Source organism: Photorhabdus sp. RM96S (genome assembly GCF_042879335.1).
GTDB classification, from domain to species: Bacteria; Pseudomonadota; Gammaproteobacteria; order Enterobacterales; family Enterobacteriaceae; genus Photorhabdus; species Photorhabdus kayaii.
This window is the reverse complement of sequence record NZ_JBHFKT010000053.1, coordinates 20,341-27,476: the sequence shown is the minus strand read 5'-3', so window position 1 is coordinate 27,476 and position 7,136 is coordinate 20,341. Positions and strand designations below refer to the sequence as shown.

General features: G+C 42.3%; 6 protein-coding genes. 2 read left to right on the top strand and 4 right to left on the bottom strand.

Translation table 11 applies throughout. The features are described 5' to 3' along the window. Window positions 1-438, bottom strand: a 438-nt coding sequence (locus tag ACGF49_RS22120) for a toxin VasX (protein ID WP_387492803.1), incomplete at its 3' end; no start/stop codon positions are given. Between the two features lie 775 nt (window positions 439-1,213). Here ACGF49_RS22120 and ACGF49_RS22115 point away from each other — a divergent pair. Together ACGF49_RS22115 and ggt are read left to right on the top strand one after the other, a co-directional pair. Next, on the top strand, window positions 1,214-1,816 hold the full coding sequence (locus tag ACGF49_RS22115; RefSeq protein WP_011148042.1) for a peroxiredoxin C: 603 nt from the start codon (window positions 1,214-1,216) through the stop codon (window positions 1,814-1,816). Between the two features lie 219 nt (window positions 1,817-2,035). Continuing rightward, window positions 2,036-3,796 (top strand): gamma-glutamyltransferase, encoded by a 1,761-nt coding sequence (gene ggt, locus ACGF49_RS22110; protein WP_113043313.1) that lies wholly within the window; start codon window positions 2,036-2,038, stop codon window positions 3,794-3,796. Window positions 3,797-3,807: 11 nt separating this feature from the next. Here ggt and ACGF49_RS22105 read toward each other — a convergent pair whose 3' ends face one another. The 3 genes from ACGF49_RS22105 to phoR all read right to left on the bottom strand — a co-directional run bounded on the left by ACGF49_RS22105 (window position 3,808) and on the right by phoR (window position 7,068). Then, the gene (locus ACGF49_RS22105; protein ID WP_158536583.1) at window positions 3,808-3,945 is read right to left on the bottom strand and encodes a hypothetical protein; all 138 of its coding nucleotides are present in this window, start codon (window positions 3,943-3,945) and stop codon (window positions 3,808-3,810) included. 103 nt (window positions 3,946-4,048) lie between these two features. Next, window positions 4,049-5,380: a branched-chain amino acid transport system II carrier protein gene (gene brnQ / locus ACGF49_RS22100; RefSeq protein ID WP_113043318.1), complete on the bottom strand. Its 1,332-nt coding sequence runs from the start codon at window positions 5,378-5,380 to the stop codon at window positions 4,049-4,051. 350 nt (window positions 5,381-5,730) lie between these two features. After that, a complete protein-coding gene (gene phoR, locus ACGF49_RS22095) occupies window positions 5,731-7,068 on the bottom strand; it encodes a phosphate regulon sensor histidine kinase PhoR (protein ID WP_113043312.1) in 1,338 nt (445 codons plus the stop codon). Window positions 7,069-7,136: the final 68 nt, after the last annotated feature.

Genomic DNA, 7,136 nt, shown 5'->3' with positions numbered 1-7,136 from the left:
GATAAGCCCTTCACTGGCATCTCTGCGGTTGAGGAACATATATTTTTTAAATTTTTCTACCCGCTGTTTTTTGCCGTTAACCTCTTTCTCTGACACGCAGTATTTAAAGATGTGCAGATAGCCCCGGGCCTTGCTGCCGCGAGCGGTAAGCGGGTCTTCTTCCTTAATGTATATCCAGCCGGGACGCAGGAGGCGGGCGGCATAGCCTTTGGTTTGTTGGAGTGATGAGGAGAACATCAGAGTGTGGATATCCGGGGGCGCTGCTGGTTTTTCCAGTTCTTTGCCGAAAAAGTTCACATAAGCATAGCGAACCGGGTAAATCGGTTTAATGTCGCAGTCACAGGGCTGAATATAGTTGTCTACCTCAAGATTCTGCGGGAACAGCTCGTAAGCTTTTTCTATTAATTTGTCAAATTGTTCCTGAATGTCAGTGGTCATAATATTTCCTTTGTCGTTAATCTAAGGATGTCATGGATACACTGCGGCTACTCTCAATTATTCAAAAAAGTTCATACAACCAAAGGCTGAGAATATTTTCACTGGTTACAATCCTGAATAAGTTCATTGTTCAGGCGGTGAACTTGCACAAATGATTTAACAGCACTTCAAAAAGCTGTTTGGGGGGATAGGTATGGACCAGATATTGCACGAAACAGGAGAAATCAGAAGGGAAAAATGTGGATTTTCTCGCGTCAACTCATTTACATCATGTTTTATTTGTAAAAGTCTTTCCCTATTGGTGTCTTTAGGACTTCTCATTTCTTCCTCTGTTTTTTACGTTAGAAAGTTAATACAAATTTATATTTATTCTCAATAAATATCAAAGTTGACAGTTTAAGTAAATGTAAATTCTTGATTAAAACAGTTAATAATGTAAATTTTATAAATATTTAAGTAACATGATTAGTTAATTTATTTCGGTAAGTTTTTATCCCAATAACCATTATTGCCAGTCTATGCTGGAGAATAATGATGAACACGGATGGACACAGAAACTGGCACACGCAGGTAAGAATGAAATAGTCTCTTAGCTTGAATTCGACCAAGCCCTTGCAAAAATCCTCTATCTTATTAAGGTAAAGAAAATAAAAATAAAGTATTAATAGGTAAAATCTATTGCAAAGATTAGTATTTTATCCTTTATTGGTGTACGCTAATTCTTTATTCTATATCCAATTTTTACATAAACCTCGTAAAACTACAGGAGTAACTCATGGTTCTGGTAACTCGTCAAGCGCCTGACTTTACAGCAGCAGCGGTCCTCGGCAACGGCGAAATCGTTGGGAATTTCAACCTGAAAAAACACCTGAACGGTAAACCTGCCGTTATCTTTTTCTGGCCAATGGACTTTACTTTCGTATGCCCTTCTGAGCTGATCGCATTTGACCACCGCTACGAAGAGTTCAAAAAGCGCGGTGTTGAAGTTATAGGTGTTTCTTTTGATTCTGAATTCGTCCACAACGCATGGCGTAAAACTCCTGTCGATCAAGGTGGTATTGGCGAAGTTAAATATGCAATGGTTGCTGATACTAAACGCGAGATTCAAAAATCCTACGGCATTGAGCACCCAGAAGCGGGTGTTGCTTTGCGCGGCTCTTTCCTGATCGACAAAAACGGCGTAGTTCGTCATCAAGTCGTTAACGATCTGCCTCTGGGCCGTAACATTGACGAAATGCTGCGTATGGTTGACGCACTACAATTCCATGAAGAGCACGGCGATGTCTGCCCTGCGCAGTGGGAAAAAGGTAAAGAAGGCATGAGTGCTTCTCCAGATGGCGTAGCTAAATACCTATCTCAAAACGCTGCTAAACTATAACCTTAGATATTACCCATAATTAGACCAGCCGGTTATTCCGGCTGGTTTTTTTTCACTGAAATTCCTCGTTTTGCCACCTTGCGCACAAAAACCCCCTATCCCCGATAACTATCACCACTTACAATTAAATTTACAATTGTTTAACATTAAAATCCGTGTAAATAAAATAAGTCATTACACCGACAAAAATAACCTCGCCAAAAGACAGGAGCTTACAATATGTTGAAAACATGGAAAACACCGCTGGCAATAATATCCCTGCTCGTCTCATCCCACCTTTATGCCGCTTCGGAACCGGCTGTTGAAGCCAAAAATGGTATGGTCGTTTCAGCCCAACATCTTGCTTCACAAGTTGGTGTGGATATCCTCAAAATGGGTGGAAATGCGGTTGATGCAGCGGTTGCTGTTGGCTATGCCCAAGCCGTTGTCAATCCATGTTGTGGCAATATCGGTGGTGGTGGCTTTATGACAATTCATTTAGCCGATGGTACCGATACTTTCATTAACTTCCGCGAAACCGCGCCAAGTGCAGCAAGTGCCGATATGTATCTAGATAAAGAAGGTAATGTTATTAAAGGAGCCAGTTTATATGGCTACCGCGCAGCCGGTGTGCCCGGAACCGTGATGGGGTTAGACAGCACCCTAAAAAAATATGGCAAATTGAGCCGTGAACAAGTCATGGCACCTGCAATTAAGCTGGCACGAGAAGGCTTTATACTGACCCGTGCAGATACCGATATTCTGGACACCACAATCAAACGTTTCCGCAAAGATCCAGAAGCAGCTCGTATCTTCCTACGCAAAGATGGCTCTCCTTATCAACCGGGAGATAGATTAATACAAACCGATCTGGCAAATACGTTAGAGTTAATTGCTAAAAAAGGGCAAGAAGCTTTTTATCACGGAAATATTCCTAAACTGGTCGCCGAAGCCGCTAAAAAATCCGGCGGCATTATTACCGAAGCCGATTTTGCCAATTATAAAATTTCAGAAACACCCCCCGTTACCTGTCACTATCGCGGTTATAAATTTATCTCTTCCCCGCCACCGAGTTCAGGCGGAGTAACCATGTGTGAAATTCTGAATATTTTGGAAGGTTATAACCTCAAAGAAATGGGATTCAACTCGGCTAACTATATTCACACATTGACAGAAGCCATGCGCCATGCCTACATGGACAGAAATACTTACCTTGGTGATCCAGAATTTGTTAAAAATCCAATCGATCGCTTACTGAGTAAACACTATGCTGAATCTCTACGTAAAAAAATAGAGCCAGGTAAAGCAACATTATCGGAGAATGTTCAGCCGGGTATTGGACCCCACGAGAAACCAGAAACCACACACTACTCCATTGTCGATAAAGAAGGTAATGCAGTTTCAACTACCTATACTATCAATGGACTTTTTGGTGCTGTCGTCATCGCCCCCGGAACAGGTTTCTTCCTCAATGATGAGATGGACGATTTCACCACTAAAATTGGTGAAAAGAATCTTTATGGTCTCGTTCAAGGCGCGACTAACTCTATTGCCCCCGGTAAGCGCCCACTATCCTCAATGAGCCCGACACTTGTCACAAAAGACAATAAGACATTCCTTGTTCTAGGCTCACCCGGCGGCTCCCGTATTATCTCTATTACCCTGCAAACCGCCTTAAACATTATTGATCACGGTATGTCTCCTCAAGAAGCGGTCAATAGTCCCCGTATTCATCACCAATGGTTACCCGATGAAGTTTATTATGAGCAACGTGGTATTTCTAAAGACTCGTTGAATTTGCTAGAAAAAATGGGATATAAAATGGTGGAACAGATACCATGGGGTGCTGCTGAAGTGATTATGGTTGGTTTACCTAAAACCGCTAGCACTTCAGCTAATTCTTCAGGCAATGATGCAGCCGTATCTGGTCAAGTTCGTGAAAACCATTTTTATGGCGCCAATGATGTCCGACGCCCGGCTGGTGCGGCTATTGGTTACTAATAGCTGACCGTTCAAGAAACAAACACACTATGTAAGATATCGGGATAGGGGCGCCTTTTCAGAAACCCTATCCCGCGCACTCCCAAACATCTATACCCGTCATCTTTCAAGTTGCCTCTTTGTTGGCTGCACTCGCTCACCCCGGTCACATAGTTATCTATGCTCCCGGGGATTCACTCCCTTGCCGTCGCGATGCATCTTGAAATCCATAGGGTATAACAATGACAAGCCGTCAGAATAAACGGGCTATTATCATTGATGAATTTGTCTCTCGCGAGCACCTGAACGCCCTAAAACGCGGTCATAAATACCAGCCACAACTAAAACCAACAAGGATGGCGCTAACCAGGCTAACCCCTGATCCGCCAGTGGTAAACGAGTTGCCCAGTTCGGTAATAAATACGCCAGTGCTTCAGATGATTTAATCGCATCCAAGATACCAAACAACAGACTAACTAACATTACCGGAGCCAAAATACGGGTAAAATTGTTCCACCAGCACAGCGTAAAACTCAACACAATCAGAACGATACAAGGTGGATAAATAGCTGTCAGTACCGGTATAGAAATCTTAATCAAATGACTCAAACCAAGGTTAGAAGTCAACATGGAGAATCCTCCAAGGATCAACACCAGTGAACGATAAGACAGGGGCAGATAACGGCTAAAAAACTCAGCACATGCACAAGTTAATCCAACCGCCGTCACCATACAGGCGACAAAAATCAACACAGCCAGGAAAATACTGCCGACACCACCAAAAGTATGATGAACATAGGCATGCAAAATGACCGCACCATTTTCTGCATGAGGCACTAACGATCCACTACCAGCGCCTAATTTGAACAGCGATAGATAAACCAGAATCAGACCAAAGCCGGCAATAAAACCTGCCCACATCGCATAACGGGTTAATAATGAAGATGAGGCAACGCCTCTTGAACGCGCTGCGTTAACGATGACAATCCCAAAAACCATCGCACCCAGCGTATCCATTGTCAGGTAACCATTGACGAAACCACTGGAGAATGGGATTTGCTGATAAACATCAATCGCTGGAATTGAATCACCGGCAGGCCAAAGTAAAGCAGCAACACCAAGTATACCTAGCGCCAACATCTTGATAGGCGCTAACACATGCCCGACAGTATCAAGCAAACGGCCTGGGTACAGGGAAACAGCAATTACCAACACAAAATAAATAAGACTGTAGATAAACAGAGGTAACTCGCCGGTACTGGTAAGCGGGGCAATGCCTACTTCAAAAGAGACCGTTGCAGTCCGTGGGATAGCGAATAAAGGACCAACAGCCAAATAACAAACTGTCGCCAACAGCAAACCAGCCACTCTACCAATAGGTGAACTCAGCTCTTCAATACCACCGCCAACTTTTGCCAATGCGATGATTGTAATGACGGGTAAACCAACCGCCGTCGCTAGAAAGCCTAATGCTGCTAGCCAAACATATTCACCTGATTGTAACCCCACCATAGGGGGAAAAATAATATTCCCCGCCCCGACAAACAGAGCAAAAGTCATAAACCCTAATGCCCAAATATCCTTAGATGATAAACGATGTGTCATAATGATTATTAATGTTTTGTTACCATATTTAATGGCCTGAATAATATAAATATCATCAATAGTTAAGCCCATATTGACAATATTGAACCCTAATTTAACGATTTATTATCAAAATAATATTCACTAGGTATCTGTCGAAGACAGATTATAGTGACCATGATAGATAGAATCGCCAACAACTGCCCACAAGTAAAACTTTTATAGTGCCAGAAGGCAATAGATAAACCAGAATGCAGAAGTATATGCCGCACTCTTTTTCAAAACTAGTGATTGCTGTTAGCTATCATTGAATAAACACTATATGATTTGCGTTTTTTTTAACCTGAAAAAATAATAATCAATTACGAAGATTAATTATTACTGTTAATCAAACTATTCCTATCTCTTCTGCTGGTTATTTTGACAGGTACAATCAATCCTGCCGGTAAAGTAAAACTAAAGATCGTCCCTTTGCCTATTTCGCTGGAAACTTTAAGATGAGAATGGTGATGATGTAAGGCATGTTTAACAATCGCAAGACCGAGACCACTTCCTCCAGTTTGTCTGGAACGCGCTTTATCTACTCGATAAAAACGTTCGGTCAAACGAGGTAGATGTTCAGCGCTGATACCTTGCCCATTATCTTTCACTGTAAATTCAGCACCATGGGAATTCTTTTTCCAACTGACATCAATTTGAGTCCCTTTAGGAGTATGGTTAACCGCGTTATAAACCAAATTCGACATTGCACTGCGAAGCTGCTCTTCATTACCGAACACTTTTAGACCTTCACCAACATCAAAATTAATCTTATAACATTCATTACCTAGCGCAGTGGCTTCCTGACGCAATATTTTAAGCATCAAAGGCACATTAACGACTTCATTCATATCAATTTGGGGAGCGACTTCAATTTTAGACAGTTGCAACAATTGTTTCACCAAACCGTCCATCCTCCGGGTTTGCTCCTGCATCGTATTCAGCGCTTTCTTATTTAGCGAACTATCCTCTGCCTGATCCTGCATCACTTCCAAATAACCCTGCAAGACGGTTAGAGGGGTACGCATTTCATGACTAACATTGGCAAAAAAGTCACGACGGGCATTTTCCAGTGTTCGCTTCTGAGTCACATCTCTGGCAACCATTAAGAATTGCCCCTCAGAATAAGGCATCACCCGGAACTCAACAACGAACCCATTATTTAATTCAATGGATAAAGGGCGCGAAAAATCCCTGGAAAGGATATATCGGCTAAAATCAGGGTAGCGAAGTAAATTAAAAATATGCTGTCCGTTGTCTTCAGGCCAACGAAAACCGAGTAAATGTTGTGCTAAACGATTACACCAGAAAATATTACCTTCCGTTGTCATCATCACAATAGCATCGGGTAATGATTCCGCCCCGCTACGAAACCGTTTGATCAACAGCGCCAGCTCACGACGCCGCTTTCGATTCCGTTGCTGCATCTGGTGAATACCATAGAAAATTGGTTCCCACCCTCCTCTCCCCGACGGTGGCAACATACTGCGATCCAACCATAGCCAATTCGAAAGTTTCAGCAAATTATAACCATGCCATATCAGCACCAAAAATACCGAAACAAATAAACACCAAGACAAATGACCAATAAATATCGACAGAATTACCGCAGGCAAACAAAAGAGAAACAGTTCTGAAACCAATTTTTTCCAAGATAAACGTTCTAACACATTAGATTCTCCGGTGCGTAGACTTACTACCTATCACAATAGGGCTATTTTATTTGCCATTCTTTGCC